This window comes from Paenibacillus sp. MMS18-CY102, assembly GCF_009789195.1.
Taxonomy (GTDB): domain Bacteria; phylum Bacillota; class Bacilli; order Paenibacillales; family Paenibacillaceae; genus Paenibacillus_T.
In genome coordinates this window covers 177,709-191,836 of the sequence record NZ_WSTC01000008.1, presented here as the reverse complement: position 1 = coordinate 191,836, position 14,128 = coordinate 177,709, and the positions used below count along the sequence as shown (strand labels likewise).

General features: G+C 46.5%; 11 protein-coding genes. 3 read left to right on the top strand and 8 right to left on the bottom strand.

Features of this window, described 5'->3' with window-relative positions:
• Positions 1 to 386: 386 nt before the first annotated feature.
• Both GON22_RS08265 and GON22_RS08260 read left to right on the top strand, forming a co-directional pair.
• Positions 387 to 551 (top strand): hypothetical protein, encoded by a 165-nt coding sequence (locus GON22_RS08265; protein ID WP_160395633.1) that lies wholly within the window; start codon positions 387 to 389, stop codon positions 549 to 551.
• Positions 523 to 2,550 carry an AAA family ATPase gene (locus tag GON22_RS08260; protein WP_160395632.1) on the top strand — a complete coding sequence of 676 codons (2,028 nt, stop codon included), beginning with the start codon at positions 523 to 525 and terminating at the stop codon, positions 2,548 to 2,550. The genes GON22_RS08265 and GON22_RS08260 overlap by 29 nt, the downstream gene beginning before the upstream one ends.
• 830 nt (positions 2,551 to 3,380) lie before the next feature.
• Here GON22_RS08260 and GON22_RS08255 read toward each other — a convergent pair.
• Complete coding sequence (locus tag GON22_RS08255) at positions 3,381 to 3,914, bottom strand: GNAT family N-acetyltransferase (protein WP_160395631.1); 534 nt, start codon at positions 3,912 to 3,914, stop codon at positions 3,381 to 3,383.
• A gap of 144 nt (positions 3,915 to 4,058) precedes the next feature.
• Positions 4,059 to 5,027 carry a Gfo/Idh/MocA family protein gene (locus GON22_RS08250; protein WP_160395630.1) on the bottom strand — a complete coding sequence of 323 codons (969 nt, stop codon included), beginning with the start codon at positions 5,025 to 5,027 and terminating at the stop codon, positions 4,059 to 4,061.
• Between the two features lie 615 nt (positions 5,028 to 5,642).
• Here GON22_RS08250 and GON22_RS08245 point away from each other — a divergent pair.
• Positions 5,643 to 6,251 carry an AAA family ATPase gene (locus tag GON22_RS08245; protein WP_160395629.1) on the top strand — a complete coding sequence of 203 codons (609 nt, stop codon included), beginning with the start codon at positions 5,643 to 5,645 and terminating at the stop codon, positions 6,249 to 6,251.
• A gap of 56 nt (positions 6,252 to 6,307) precedes the next feature.
• On the opposite strand, the gene GON22_RS08240 is transcribed toward GON22_RS08245, so the two are convergent.
• The 6 genes from GON22_RS08240 to GON22_RS08215 form a co-directional block, all read right to left on the bottom strand.
• Complete coding sequence (locus tag GON22_RS08240; protein ID WP_160395628.1) at positions 6,308 to 7,444, bottom strand: GerAB/ArcD/ProY family transporter; 1,137 nt, start codon at positions 7,442 to 7,444, stop codon at positions 6,308 to 6,310.
• A 293-nt stretch (positions 7,445 to 7,737) separates the two neighbouring features.
• Positions 7,738 to 8,973, bottom strand: a complete 1,236-nt coding sequence (locus GON22_RS08235; protein WP_160395627.1) for a Ger(x)C family spore germination protein — start codon at positions 8,971 to 8,973, stop codon at positions 7,738 to 7,740.
• Between the two features lie 5 nt (positions 8,974 to 8,978).
• Complete coding sequence (locus GON22_RS08230; RefSeq protein WP_160395626.1) at positions 8,979 to 10,544, bottom strand: spore germination protein; 1,566 nt, start codon at positions 10,542 to 10,544, stop codon at positions 8,979 to 8,981.
• 150 nt (positions 10,545 to 10,694) lie between these two features.
• Complete coding sequence (locus GON22_RS08225; RefSeq protein ID WP_160395625.1) at positions 10,695 to 12,017, bottom strand: DUF4129 domain-containing protein; 1,323 nt, start codon at positions 12,015 to 12,017, stop codon at positions 10,695 to 10,697.
• The gene (locus GON22_RS08220; RefSeq protein ID WP_160395624.1) at positions 12,014 to 13,126 is read right to left on the bottom strand and encodes a DUF58 domain-containing protein; all 1,113 of its coding nucleotides are present in this window, start codon (positions 13,124 to 13,126) and stop codon (positions 12,014 to 12,016) included. Before GON22_RS08220 ends, GON22_RS08225 begins: the two co-directional genes overlap by 4 nt.
• 12 nt (positions 13,127 to 13,138) lie before the next feature.
• The gene (locus GON22_RS08215) at positions 13,139 to 14,110 is read right to left on the bottom strand and encodes an AAA family ATPase (RefSeq protein ID WP_160395623.1); all 972 of its coding nucleotides are present in this window, start codon (positions 14,108 to 14,110) and stop codon (positions 13,139 to 13,141) included.
• Positions 14,111 to 14,128 lie beyond the last annotated feature (18 nt).

Below are 14,128 nucleotides of genomic sequence, written 5' to 3'. Positions count from 1 at the left end.
TCTCGATCTCCTGAACGATAGCGAATTTCTCTGAGGCAGTATGTTCTTTTTTGGACACGAAAAATGCTCCCTTTACGGCAACACAGGTTTTATTATTTCACCTGTCTACCGTATAGGGAGCATATCATCATGAGGGCAGCTTTATTTGTTATGTGTTCATTTCTATCTAGAACGTAACATCTCAGTAATTGAAGTCATATCGTTTTTGCAATTTATATTTTTTTATAGTTTATCTTAGCTTTCCTTGTTCTTTTTGAAGATGACTAACTAGAGAAGGAATTGGTTACTACACATCTAATTTACTAAAAGGAAGTAGATGGCCCATGTCGAATTACGTACCTTAAAGAAAGATTGCTCAGAACTTGAAAATAGGTGGGTGGAAATTTATGACGATACCATTTGAAATGCTTGAATTAATGAAAAACTTTCCGGAGGATATGGAAAAGAATATAATCGAGGCGTATTTGAATAATCGTTCGGTTGAAAGTATCGTTGCAGTTGCTCAATCGAAATTGAAAGAGGGTGAAGTTTCTGAAACTGGAGAACATTAGAATTTCCGGCTTTAGGGGATTCAATCTAGTTCAAGAGTTTGGATTTTCAAAAGGGCTCAATGCAGCATACGGGCCAAATGGTCTTGGAAAGACCAGCCTTGCGGAGTCCTTAGAATGGCTTTTTTTCGGGGGAACATCGAAACTGTTGTTTGCAAGAAGCAAACTGGAGTTTAGGAACTCTCTGCGCAATCTGCATTACCCCACATTAGATGTCGCATATGTAGAGGCTGACATCATACTAGAAGATATGTCACGCCATACCATTCGACGGGAATTGCTCAGTGACGAAAAATCCAATGTATTTTTGAATGGGACACAATGTCAAAATTTTCAATCACTAGGAATTTCGATACAAAGTCCAATGCCGGTGATTGCTCAGCATGGACTTAAAGAGTTTATAAACAGTGAACCATCAAAACGATGGGAATCTATCTCAAAAATGCTCGGGCTTGAGCTAATTTCAGGATTTCGAAATGCACTAACTACCTCCATTACTCAATTTAACAATGCAAATGCATCCTTCTCGACTTCGTTGGCGGACATAGTTAAAGCGTTAAGAGGAAAACCATTTTTTGCGGAATTGGAGCGTTCTTTAGAGGAATTCAACATAGAGGCTTTTAGGATCGAATTGAATAAACTGACTGCACAATTGATGGGAAACCTGCCAGATGAACCTCTTCTAGCGCTTAAAGCTGAGAGGGAAGGTATGACTACCCTGCTTTCTGCTCTGCCTCAGTCTTATTTGCAAGCTGCCTCGACGGAACCGGGAACTATGGAGGCTCCTGCCAAGATCCTAAAGGAAGTTGTTGAATCTATCGAGTCATACGCTACCACATTCCCAAGTTATGTTGCGGCATGTGAAACAAAGGGTATCTTGGAGCGAATTACATTTCTCAAGCAAGGTATGCAACTGTCAGAAAAAGATAAACCAACCTGTCCATTTTGCGGTGAACCAACCGTAACGCCAGAGAAAAAGTCATCTCTTGAAAAGGAAGTCGACGATTACGATAGTACCCATAAACTCTATTTAATCTCAAAGCAGAACATGGAACTTCTTAAACAAAAGGTGCCTCAACTTCAACATGTACTTAGAAAAGTTGTACCTCCCAGGATCCAGATCGAAACGTTCCAAGATTTATTAACGGATTTAACCGATCAAATGCAACAGGAATTGATGACAAGTATTACATTAATAACTGAAGTAAATGCCAAGTTTGAAACTTGGGAGAAGGGGACTTCGGCTACTTTGAACGATCTGATACAGGGTTTTGATCGCCAAATCTTTGAGATAAATCATTTTACGAGTCTAGTTGTTCAAATAGCTGAAACCACCGAAATCATTGAAGTATCCCAGCTTCAAAGAGAGAAGGCGCTTTTGATTCAGGCGAAGATCACCCCGTATCTGCTGAAGAAAGCAGCTGAAAATGAAAAGATCGAATTGATAGATTTACTTACTCGGATTTGGAGCAACATATTAGTCATTGAGAAAGGTTTCTCAATACATCAAATAGGGCAACGGATGTTAAATCTCAAGAAAGCCACAGAAGCACATGAAAAATCGCTCACGACAGATACTCATTATGAGTTCATAAGTTATGGAGTTTTTGGACCAGAAGTTGCCGAACGCGCGGCAACAATTGCCGAATACATAAAAGAAGCGTCCAAACTTAAAAAGGGGGGCTTTGAGCAGCGGGAAATTGCTCTCCATCTGATGCGTAAATCACTTGAACGCCTTTGTAAGGAGGCATATACAAAAGAGACCGGAAAGCAACTTCCGAAACGGTATGAGAGTTTAAGTTCTAGCCAACTTAAGGAATTGGTAAGAGAAATAAGCCTCGCGAGGGACTTAGGGAAAGTAAACTTTCTTTTAACCTTTGGCGATCCAGCTAGCCACGATGGTTCAAAAATAGAAATTTCTGAGGCAATGGTTGATTCAATGATTGATCAAATGGTGAATTTAATAAAGAGCTACTTGGATCCCAATTTTAAAAGACCATGAATTGGCAAGGATTGAGCAACAGCGCTGCTCCGTCGGGTGTTAAGGGATAAAAGAATATATCGTTATGGGAGGAGCCGCATGTTTGCGGCTTTTTTATTTTTAATGATTATAAATGTTTGTCAACGAAAAGCTTACGTATGACTCGAAGATAAGCGAAGGGATTTCTGTAACGTTACCGTCATACTACCATAACAATCAAATACGAACTTATGAGCTAAGTATGATTGCAGGAGTATAGGAGTTCGCATTTAACTGATACTGGACACCGGCTCAAGTTCTTGTCATTTGGTGAGAGTTACAACTTGCCCTCATACTGACATATGTATAAAATACGGGTTTTGTGTATAAGTATATACTAACAATAAATAACAACGGAACGGTTTCACGTCCCGTTGTTTTTGATGAACAAAGAATCTTCCCAACTATAATGATCATTAGGTCCATCAGGTATCCTTCCAATTGCGATCACACGCTTACCTTTACGCAATAAAACATAATCTCCTGATTGCGGTTCAGAGTAAAAATTTGATATCTGATTAACAGTCTCCTTTGGAATGTCACTTTGTGTATTCGGGATTTGTTGTCACCGAAATGGCCCAAATTTCCAGGGCTCAAAAACATAACATCATACTTCAAAAAAACCAATGAGTAATCTCGAGCTCCGTCACCAGCAGCAACTTGCCATAATCTCATTACTTATCCACCTCATTACATTCTTTTAGTGGTTCTCCCTTTTAGAATAAATGCAGAGGGGATCCCTGTAATACGAACAATGTGATTGCGCTAGGTGCTTCCCTTCGTATCTTCATAGCCTAATCGCTGAGCTTTTCTTATTTCCCGATCAGTCGTTTGGCATAACAATGCCTGATTTTTCCTCCATACATCGGGCGAGTAAACTGATGAGTAAAACCAGCATGCACTAAATTGTTCACGCTGGCATGGTTGTCTGGATGCACCGTTGAATATAAGTAACGATATCCATTTTCTGCAGCACGTTTCTCCCTTAGCTCATGAAAGATACGTTGTAATCCTTGCCCCCGAACGGATTCATGTACAACCGTTGAATCCAATACCGCAACTAAATGCAATTCGTGATCTAACACTCCAATTTCAAGGCCAAGGTTTTTCCGGCTTATTCCTGGAAATGCCAACACCGAAACAGCAACTAATTTTCCTTCTTTAAATGCGCCGTAAACCTCTCCTTCTCCGCTAAATAGTCCTATGAAGTAATCCTCGTCATCCATAGCAAATAAGTCCTGGTTAGGCAGGCGTGAAATGACATCTTTCATAAGCGCAAGGAGTCCAGAAATTTCATTTAAGTATAAACGACGTATTTCAAACGGGAAATCCTCATTGATTGTCATAGTTGACATCCCTCCATGCGATGGCTGAATCCATCCAATATATGTAATCTAATAATATCCTTATATTCACTATTCGTCCACAGCCCGATTTATTAAAACAAAAACACCATTTCCTTTTGAGAAATGGTGTTAGCATTTGCATTCTTATTGATTGCCTGACCGTGCAATCAACTTCTCCACCAGCCAATGCGTATCAAGCACATCTGTAGCTTTCACTGTGCACTTTGCTGGATTTTCGATCGAATCGAGAAAATGTTGGATCACGCCTGCGAATCCGCGGCGCTTAGCAATGGAGTCCCAACTGCCAAATGTTTTCGCTTCATAGGTGCCGTTATGCTGCCAAGTCGCTGCTTCAATGTTGACGACCTCTATCGAGCACCCGTTGCCATGAAGCTCTACTCGCTCAAGATCTGAACCAGCAGATCGATTCATGCTAAAACTTGCAGCCCGCTGCGATCCGTGATCGCTTAAGCCGCCGCTTCTGAACGTCACCGCACCTGTTGCGTGCCGCAATCTTCCTTCTTCAGTGTTTTGTTGTACATAGGAAGTGAGCTCATAGGGAGAAGCGCCCAGCCATAGCATCAGATCAAGCATATGAATCAAGTCATCGTATAACGTGTGGGCTGCCGGTAATTGCTGCAATGACGTACGGTGCTTCTGCAGAAGCAAGAGGTCGAATCCGCCAGAGTGTTGGCACCATTGTTTCACTTCTTGATACCTTGGCGCAAACCGTCGGTTAAACCCTACTGCAAGCAGTACGCCCCGCTTCACCGCCAGCTCTGCCATTCGTTCCGAAGCAACGATCTCATAGGATAACGGCTTATCAACGTACACAGCGATATCCCGCTCCAAGCATGCTGTAACGATTTGCTCATGCGCCTCTGTTGCACTATGTATGAAGATGCCGTCCGGCTTTATATCCAGCAGCCCCTCCAACTCCGTAAACCGCCCTTCAATCCGATATTGATCCGCGATCGCGCCCACTTTCGATGCCGTTCGGCTCATGACGCCAACAAGATCAACTTCGGGATGCGTACCAAGCACAGGCAGGTAAGCTTTGGAGGCGATATCGCCTAGGCCGACGACACCAATTCGTTTTTTCTCTTTATTCATCGTAAAATTGCCCCTTTCATAATTTAAGCTAATCCGATCTAAATACGGTCTCTTATCTTGAATAGAACACATGTTCGTAATGGCGTAATATCGCACTTTCCATTCTACACAGTGGCTGCTGCATGAAACGGATCGCAATTCGACAACGGATTCTCCACCAAGGAATCCTCGTAAACCCTGATGTCGCCTAGCTTTTTGGCATTTATCATATTGAAAAGAATGAAAGGCTGGTCGCTATGTGCCCTTCTAACAATAAGCTATAAAAATGCCTATTTCTGCACATAGGAACGAATGTTCGCATATATGTCCATAGCGTTGGTCTCGTCAAGATCGCGATCATCGCCGCCTATTAGACATTTAGCCAAATAATGGCATGTTTTCTCCCATATATGAACAGATGCCAGTTATATGCCTCTTCCCTAAAAACGAACATTCGTTCTATTTGGTGCATCAATACTTGCTTATAGGCTATTTCCTTATGTTGTTACTATTATATCGGTCCGCCACCAAGCCCGGCAAGAATTGTGCAACGAATGCGTGCAACGAAACTATTCAGTTCTCTAGCATTTAGTGTTACAATATTGAAATCTATTATGACATCTGGAGGAACTTATTGTGCAAAAATTAATCTTTTTCGTAGGCGTTGCCGGCACTGGCAAAACAACGGTTGCACGGCAACTCGCTAAACGCATCCCAGCAGCATTCCTTGACCGCGACACAGTTGGCGGACGGTTCGTCGAGCATATCCTCGCTTCGAATGGCCTTGATCCGAATGATCGCGACTCTGATTTCTATAAGAAGCACCTTCGTGATTTGGAATATGATACAACGAAGGACATCTGCATCGAGAATCTAGCAGCGGGCCAGAACGTGTTCATGATTAGCCCATTCACAGCTGAGCTTAAGAATAATCAATGGATTGAAGACGTATTATCCGCTGCGGGACGCACACATGCAGAAGTTGATGTGAAAGTGATCACCGTTACGCTCTCTGATATGGAAACGCAAAAAACGCGCATTATCGATCGCCAAACGGTACGTGACCAATGGAAACTCGACAACTGGGACTCGTTCGCTACTCGCGTACAGTTCGTGCCAGAAATCAATTGGGAAATCCCGCAATCGTCGATTACCGTGTTCGATAATAGCGGCGAATTGACAGAAGAGAAAGTCGAGCAGCTGTACCAATTTGCTTCGGCAAGCAAACAAGGCGTCACGAAATAATCATTTTACAAACACAGAAACAATTATACATGAAGCCAAACAAGCCAGCTTGGCGGTCACCCGTCAGCCGGCTTGTTTATTTTTTGTTGGCCGCTTGCTGGCGCACCTGGCTTTTGGAACCGCCCGAAGCGGATTCGACCTATAATAAGCAGCAAGATTGGCAACAGGACTACATAACAGCAAGAATATATCGACCAAATGCCCGGTGTAAAGTTTAAAAACTCGACGATATTGCTATACACAATGGTCGAAAGCCACAGCAATAGGAATCCGAGCGGCATCGCTAGCACACGATAACGTGGAAGCTGCAGCGTTTGGGACAAGGACAGCACTGATCCGTAGAAAGTGACAGCCATCTTGAAAAACAGGGCAACGAGCCAAATGATGGCCATGAAAGCATCAACACGGAGAAAATGAGCGACCGTAATTTTTTTGGCGAGTGAATAACTTGCGAATATGTTGCGTTCAGTTAAGTTTGCACCCAACACGATCAAACACAGCAGTGTCGTAAGGATAATCGCAATTCCACCAACAACAACCCCTACCGCCATCGCTGAACGCGTCTTGCCTGGCTTGCTCACATAAGGGTAGATCATTAGAAACACCGCTACCTCCTGAATGGTGAACAGATAGAACGTGCTAAGTGCTACAGGCGCAATGCCACGCTCGAACATTGGCAGCAGGTTTGCAAAATGAATTTCCGGGAGCAGAAAAATAATGAGCAGCACAAGCAAAACGGTTACAGGCAAGAACAGCATCTCAGAGGCTCTAGCGATCGTCTCGATTCCATAACAAACCGCGATGACAATGATAATAATTAATATCAAGTGAATGCTTTCGATTGGCGTCTCTGGCATCATCTGGGTCGTAATGAAGTTGCCTGCCACACGCACAAGGAAGGAAGCCAGCAAGAACAAGTAGCTGAACAGCATAAGCGAGACGATCTTTCCGACCCATTTGCCCAAAATATGTTCAATCATCTGCGTAAAAGTTAACGTCGGATAGCGCCTCGCCAGAAGATCATATAGCCACACCGATCCCAAGACTAGCATTATCCCTAACGTTGCTGATATCCACCCGTCCTGCTTAGCGACATGCGCCAGATTGCTTGGTGCAATAAGAATAGATGTGCCGAGCATAAAATGGATGACGAGTATCGAAAGCTGCCGTAAGCCAATTCGCTCCAAACCCATGATTACACCCCTAACTTCCCCCAGATTCCGAGCGCTTTGGCTGCTGGCTCGAACATGGTTCGCAATAGGATTAGCGGTGAAGTTGTCCACCAATCCATGGCCATTGTGATATTAAGCGCAAGCGCCATGGCTAATATGGTGATGAAAACCACCTTCTCCCCTTTACTCCCTTTGTTCGATGGTGATGAAAACCACCTTCTCCCCTTTACTCCCTTTGTTCGATCGAAAAAACGCCAGCCATTGAATCAAGAAGATCACAATCGTTAAGCAGACCAGTATCACGCATATTCGAATCATTTGTAATTTTCACTGCCTTTTTTGGTTGATGATTCATGTTCCAGCCGATCCATCGATTCACTAACCGTGCCGAGCTGCCGGATTTTCACATCGACCTGCACCGTAACAGGCGTTTGTGCGAACTGGGCATTCCATTCCCCGTTAAGTTTCTTCCAGTAGTCTGGATAATGGCGATGCACCTCATTGCCAAATCCAAAAATATCCGACTTGAATTCCGTTTGCACACGTTTGAGCGTGTTGCTCATTATGTTGCTTAGGTACTTCTCTGTTTTTTTCTCCAGCTTCATTATCTCTTCTTCTTTCGTTAATTGGATTTGACAAGCGACCTCCGCTACATTCGCTTCCACTTTGAGCGTTGCTGATAAGCTTAATTTATCCTTGAGCAGCTTTGTTTTCATATTGGATTGCGTCCGTTGCACCTCGAGCGAGATGTTCTTTCCATCGTCACACGTAAGATTGCTTATTGAATTAATGACATTTCCCCGGATAAAGTTAAAAGCCCGGCTTTCGGTTTCATTTAACCAGCCTATAAGCTGATCCTCTTTAAATACAGCGAGCCCAACGTACTTTAACCGGTTGTTTGGCGTTGATGTCGTGATATTCGAGCGTTTGCTCCCTTTATCCGCATCCCCAATTACGACGATCCCTGGGGCGACGGGCTGCCGGCCGCCGCTTACCATCATTTGAATCAGGTCATCGAAATTGATTACGACAGTTGGCGCCCACTCTTTCTGCGAGTTCGCCAACGATCGAAACAGCTGTACGGCTGGGATTTGTTCAATTGGCGTCAATATTTTGAGCGTATCCTCTGCCCGTCCGCCCTTTGCAATAATGACAGAGAAATCAGTTCGGAATTGGCGGTCCCGCGAAATATAATCGAGAACATCATTTATTCCATTCCTTGCTAAAGCTTCACTTATGACCAGTATGCGAAGATGGGAGTTATAAATGGATCGTGAGCTCGTTGTCGACATCCGCTGAATCGCTTCGGACACCGTCTTGCCTTTGGCTTGATACAGCACAACAGGCGATCGGCCAAGCGTTCCTTTCGTAGCTGATACTTCTCCAGCATCGACGACTTGAATCGAGACAAGCAGCTGACCATCCTTCTCTTCATCGACTGCTATGCCCATCGAAATCGCCAGATCATTCAATTCCGTGCTGCTCCAACAGCCGTTAAGCATTAGGATCAACATGAAGCAGGTAAGCCATTTGGCTAATCTCATCCGCATAGCATTCACTCCTGTCCGGGCTGCCCGCTACTCGCAGAATCAGGCGCAGCAGGCGGTTGCGAGTGCTGCAATGCGTTTCGTTTGCCCGTTTGTTTAGCGACTTGGCGCGGCCTTGTCTTCATCGCCCATTGCGGAACCCGGAATAATGTATCTTTTATGTCTTGGGAGGTAAAGGGCGCCAACGGGCTCATATATGGCACTCCGAATGATCGCAAGCTGCACAGATGCAGGACAAGCACGATAATGCCTGCCATCATCCCGATTAAGCCAAACGTTGCGCTAAGAACCATGAATGGAAATCGCAGCATACGGAGCGAAATCGACATGCTTGTCGACGGAATAACAAAGCTTGAGATTGCTGTGAAAGCAACGACGATAAGCATCGCTGGAGATACGATGCCCGCTTCGACAGCAGACTGGCCGATAACGAGTGTGCCGACGAACGAAACCGTTGGGCCAAACGTACGAGGCATACGAACGCCCGCTTCGCGCAATACTTCGAACGTGATTTCCATCAGCATGGCCTCGACGAATGCCGGAAAAGGAACTCCTTCACGTTGCGCAACTAAACTGACGATTAATTGCGTAGGCAGCATCTCTTGATGGAACGTTGTTAGCGCAATATATAGCGATGGTCCTAACAGTGTAAAAAAAACGCCGACGGACCTAAGCATTCGTATTAAGCTAGATACATCGAATCGCTGGTAATAATCTTCTGAAGCATGAAAGAATGAAACGAATAGGGCCGGTATTACCAGTACAAATGGCGTGCCGTCGATCATAATGATGACTTTGCCTTCCAACAGCTCTGCAGCGGTGACATCTGGACGCTCTGTGTTATAGACTGTCGGGAATGGCGACCACGCGTTGTCCTGGATCATATCCTCGATATACCCGCTCTCCAAGATCGCGTCCGTATCAATGCGGGTAAGCCGTGCGCGCGCTTCCTCAATTACGCTTTCCCTGGCAATGCCCTTGATATATAGCATGAAGACATCTGTTTGCGTGACGCGCCCGATTTCGAATGATTCGATCCGCAGGTTAGGGTCTTTGATGCGGCGACGGACAAGTGCGGTGTTTTTTCTTACATTTTCGGTAAAAGCATCTTTCGGGCCCCGTACACCTGGCTCTGTCTCAGACGGACCGACCTGGCGATCTGGAAACAGCTTCATATCCATCGTTATCGCGCATGGGTAACCATCTAGAAGAAGTACGGCAAATCCAGACACGATGGATCGAATTGTCAAATCCATTCTTGAATGCTGCTGGATTTCGCCTGCTTTAAGAATAGACCGCCTTAACAGCTCTGGGAACGGTTCATGCGCGATCGCTTCTGGCATGTCCAGTGTCACGGTTTCACCGTAATCGAACGTCAACGATTCAATGACGAATTGCTGGATTTTCTGGGTATCGACCAGCCCATCTGTATAGGCCAGCGCAGCGGATTGACCGTTCACGAGCATCAGTTCCCGAATGACGATATCATTGCTGTTGCCAAGTGCTTGCCGAATCGCGTATAAATTGTCCGACAGCTTCGGCGCTACCATAAAGCCAGGCGTTGTCGATGTCATGAGCGTATTCACCTCCTTGCGGATAGGACAGTGTTTTCCCGTATTTGGCAATTACGTTGTAGTATTGCCTTCGGCAAAATGAGATAAACGCAGCAAAAAAGCGTTAGCCGCCATCAAGACGTCCAACGCTTCCAAGTGCTTCGTATGTCTTTATCGTTTTGGAGGCTTTTGTTCCAATTGCCGTGCCACAGCAGCTTCCTCATCCGTTACTGCCCGTTCCCCATACCTTACGCCTTCGTATAGATTGATAATGTCCTGAGAAATCGCCAGATGATTCGCTTCCTCCTGCGCTAACTCTTCAGCGGTTTCCCTCGGCGTCAATTGAGGCTTCACCGTATAACCGAGATTGCTCCGATTCTGAAGCGCTGTCTTGTACAGGTAACGTATTCGGGCAGCATTATCGGCAAGCGAGGACCATTCTTCGCCGTTTTTGTTGCGGAAAAGCCGGCCGAGTAATGGGGCGCGACGCTTGTCCGCTGCGTTAGGCTCGATTCGCTCCATCTCATCTTCGTAGCCGGCTGCTGTTGCCGCGAGCTTCTCCCTCCCTCTTACCCGCTGAAGCCATCGTTGTACGAATCGGGCTAGCCCTGGCATCGCCCGCACGAGCTTGTAGATCGCCCAAGTTGCTAGAATGGATATCATGATTACAACAAAATAGGACATGATTCGCTCGAGAAATAGCAGCGACAATCCGGGTTCATTCGGCTTGCCTTCCAACAGTGATTGCGGTGATTGCATCGTAGCTTGTTGATGTTCCGCCGGCTTGCCTTCTGTTGAAGAAAATAGTTCACTTAACCACTCCAGCAGCAACGCAAAAATGCGGCGCATTCCTTCACTCAATGCTGGCAGAAGTGCCAAGAACAAAACAATGGCTCCCATTCCAGCGACCAAAAGCCGATTATGCCAAACAATTGAACGCGCCACGCCGCTCTCCTTCTGGTCCGGATGCGCTTCCCGCTCAAGATGCCGGCTATTCCAGATGAATAAGCAGGCAAGGACCGTAATAGCGATAATCGCATTAACGAATGGCACATACGCTGTGGAACCTTCATCGTTATACAAGAGAATTGGGCTTATCAAATTCAATAGCAGCGCCATCAAATACATAGCGACTGGCAAAGTAGTTACGCGTCCATCTGGCGGCAGCAATGTGCCATGAATGCCGAAGAATCCATATGCCATCGCGATCAACACGCCGGCTTGGTTAAGGCCAAACACACGAAACGATAGCGCGAACACAATTAGAATAACCAAACTAACGGTCAACCAACGTCCGTTCCTGCCCAATATGCGTTCAATGGTTTGGCCTGCAATATGCACGAAAGGAATCAGAATGAGAAATCGGACCGTTAGATCGACGGGCAATGCAAGCCGTGCAAAACAAACAGCGATGGGCAAGAACAATAGCAGCACGAGCAAACCGCGCAAAACCGTTCGGGCAGCAGGATGCTGCCATAAGCTAGCTTGCATCATGAAGCATTCGCCTCGCTCTCTTCTTCGATGAGCTGAATGACGACGCGATGTCCGCTTGCTTCCAGCTGCTCCACAGCATCATGCAGCCGGTCGTCGATGTATGAGGTTAATAAAACCAGGTCAGCCGACGCTTCCAACTGTCCAGCCAACATATGCAAATAGTCGGCAAAAGGCTGCAGCCGTTCTACTTTAAGCTTCGCCATCGCTTCTAGCAGCAGGTACAAATGCGGTTCTCCGCTGTCAGCTGCCACGTAAATGGAAGTTTTCGGCTCATCCTCCATCGGCGCGTTTGCAGCGAATCCAGCCTCCATGCCATTGTGAATGAGCTGCTCTGCTATTCCCGCTGCAAGGCGAATCCCTTGCTCTATTCGCGCAATATTGGTAATGTTGCGCCATACTTCAGCGTGATCCTCCACGTTAAGCACAATTAATACTTGATAATCAGCCGTCGTATCCAGTTGGTGAACCTGCAGCTCACCTGAGCGGGCGGTGGCGCGCCAATTGACGAATCGCATGGAATCGCCTGGACGATAGGGGCGAACGCCAATGCGCCGAAATGGGTCTTCTACCACCCAACGGCGCACCGACAGCTCACCTTGCCAGCCGCGTACAGGCCAATTCATCTGTTCTGGCAATAACGGAAGAGGGTACACGAGCAACCTTTCGGTAAAAAGGAACTGTTTATTTGCAGCGCTTATGCCGAACAAATCGCCAGCGGTTAACGTGACTGTCGAAAGCGTATAAGCTCCTCGCCGCAGCGCTTTCACGTGATGGGTCCGGCGAATGCGCCGCCAAGGCATGAGGCTGAAGAAGCTGCGATGGTTTTGCAGAAACTGTCCCGTGCTCACCGTAAGATTAGCTGACTGCTCAGAGCCGAATTGAAGTGATGCATGCAAGAGCGATTCGACTCGCAGCCACGGGAGCGGGATTCGTTTTTCATTCGCGATTGTCTCGATCATGTGAACTTCATCGCCCTCGAAGCAAGTGGTTCGATCGAATTGACGGCTATACGATATGCGCCGCAGCGCTACCCGTTTGAATAAACTATGCTGAATGAATACGATGATGGCACATAGCAGCAACAGAACATAAACCCCATAAATGCCCATTTTTCCGCGCCTCTACGCTTGCATCTGCTCAGCAGGCACTTCGGCAGCTGCAAGCACACGTTCGATGATGCGCTCGGCAGCACCCTTGTCGCCACGGACACGGGAAGCGCTCTTGAGGACGAGCCGATGCGCTAACACAGGTCGCGCAAGCTGCTTCACATCATCAGGCGTGACATAATCGCGCCCTTTCATTGCAGCGTTCGCCTGTGAAGCGCGAAGGAGCGCCTGCATCCCGCGAGGGCTAACGCCGATCGCGATCTCTTCTTGCTGGCGCGTCTGTTCTGTAATCGCCACAATGTATCGAAGCAGATCATCATGTACCCGAACTTGTGTTAACAAGCGCTGGGCATTTTCAATTGCAGGCACGTCTGCAACGGGGAGCAACTGATCAAGCGGGCGAGTGTCCCTGAACCGGTTAAGTAGCTGTACACTTTCCTCTGTTGAAGGATATCCGACACTTAATTTGAACAAGAAGCGATCGAGCTGCGCCTCTGGCAGCGGGAAAGTGCCTTGCTGCTCGATCGGGTTCTGTGTTGCGACGACAAGAAACGGCGGCTTTAACTGATGCGTCTTGCCATCGATGCTGATTTGATGCTCCTCCATACATTCCAGCAAACTTGATTGGGTTCGCGGGGTCGCCCGATTAATTTCGTCTGCGAGCAGCACATTCGTGAATAAAGGGCCGGGACGGAACTCGAATTCGCCTTGCTTTTGATTAAAGAAGCTAATGCCACTCAAATCCGAGGGCATTAAATCAGGGGTAAATTGCACCCGTCTAAAATCACAATCGACGGAACGGGCAAACGCTTTGGCGAGCAGTGTTTTTCCGGTTCCTGGCACGTCCTCCAGCAGCACATGGCCGGAGGCTAAGAGCGCAATCGTGAGCTTGTCTATGATCTCGTCTTTCCCAATGATTACTTGGCTAACATTCGCACGGATTTGATCAGCTAATGCTTGAATGGCTTGTATCGCTTGTACCCCCATGATTCCGTTTCCCCTCTC

What these genes read in the sequence shown, in the direction of transcription:
- GON22_RS08225 (WP_160395625.1), bottom strand. Translation starts at nt 12,017, where the DNA reads ATGATGCAAGCTAGCTTATGGCAGCATCCTGCTGCCCGAACGGTTTTG.
- GON22_RS08265 (WP_160395633.1), top strand. Translation starts at nt 387, where the DNA reads ATGACGATACCATTTGAAATGCTTGAATTAATGAAAAACTTTCCGGAG.
- GON22_RS08220 (WP_160395624.1), bottom strand. Translation starts at nt 13,126, where the DNA reads ATGGGCATTTATGGGGTTTATGTTCTGTTGCTGCTATGTGCCATCATC.
- GON22_RS08230 (WP_160395626.1), bottom strand. Translation starts at nt 10,544, where the DNA reads ATGACATCGACAACGCCTGGCTTTATGGTAGCGCCGAAGCTGTCGGAC.
- GON22_RS08235 (WP_160395627.1), bottom strand. Translation starts at nt 8,973, where the DNA reads ATGCGGATGAGATTAGCCAAATGGCTTACCTGCTTCATGTTGATCCTA.
- GON22_RS08240 (WP_160395628.1), bottom strand. Translation starts at nt 7,444, where the DNA reads ATGGGTTTGGAGCGAATTGGCTTACGGCAGCTTTCGATACTCGTCATC.
- GON22_RS08215 (WP_160395623.1), bottom strand. Translation starts at nt 14,110, where the DNA reads ATGGGGGTACAAGCGATACAAGCCATTCAAGCATTAGCTGATCAAATC.
- GON22_RS08250 (WP_160395630.1), bottom strand. Translation starts at nt 5,027, where the DNA reads ATGAATAAAGAGAAAAAACGAATTGGTGTCGTCGGCCTAGGCGATATC.
- GON22_RS08255 (WP_160395631.1), bottom strand. Translation starts at nt 3,914, where the DNA reads ATGACAATCAATGAGGATTTCCCGTTTGAAATACGTCGTTTATACTTA.